This is a genomic window from Anaeromyxobacter oryzisoli, from assembly GCF_022690765.1.
GTDB lineage: Bacteria > Myxococcota > Myxococcia > Myxococcales > Anaeromyxobacteraceae > Anaeromyxobacter > Anaeromyxobacter oryzisoli.
Genome location: NZ_JALCZA010000175.1, coordinates 1 through 756, shown reverse-complemented (window position 1 = coordinate 756; position 756 = coordinate 1). Strand labels below are relative to the sequence as shown.

Here is a 756-nt window from a genome sequence, read left to right as displayed (position 1 = left end):
GGCGCCGCGGCGCCTCCCGCCGGTGCGCAGCCGGTCCAGCCCGGAGCCCGTCCGGTCACGCCGCCGCGGCGCCCGGGCGGCGGGGGCCCGCTCCGCCCGACCGAGCAGAAGTGCGTCCCGCTGCACGGCCGGTTCATGCTGACGTTCACGAAGGCCGACGTCGTGGACGTGCTCGAGCAGGCGAGCCGGTGGACGTGCCGGAACTTCGTCTACACGGAGGACGTGGCGCGCGGGAAGATCACGCTCCTCTCCAAGACGCCCGTCACCGCGGACGAGGCGTACGCCGCGTTCCTCGCGGCCCTGAACGCGAACAACATCGCGGTCTACGCGACCGGCCGTTACTACAAGCTCATCCGCAACGCGGACGCCAAGAAGAACCCGATCCCGACCTACACCGGCCCGGAGGCCACGACGCCCGCGAACGAGCAGCCGATCACGAAGATCGTGAAGCTGCAGTACACGGACGCCGATCAGCTCCGCGGCATCCTCGCCAACTTCATCTCGGCGCAGGGCGCGGACATCCAGACGATCCCGCCGGACACCCTCGTCATCACCGACATCGGCCTGAACCTGCGCCGGCTCGAGAAGATCATCGACTCGGTGGACAAGGCCGGCGCGGGCGACATGGTCCGCATCGTCCAGGTCCGCTACGCCTCGGCGAAGGACATCGCGGACAAGCTGAACCAGATCTTCCAGGCCCAGGGCGCCGGGGCAGGCGGCCGCGGCCGCCGCACGATGATCTCCGCGCCGGGCGCC

At 70.8% G+C, this 756-nt stretch carries 1 pseudogene; it reads left to right on the top strand.

The window, feature by feature from the left end:
• Positions 1-756, top strand: a pseudogene (locus MNZ27_RS23250) (type II secretion system secretin GspD); the annotation flags it as partial.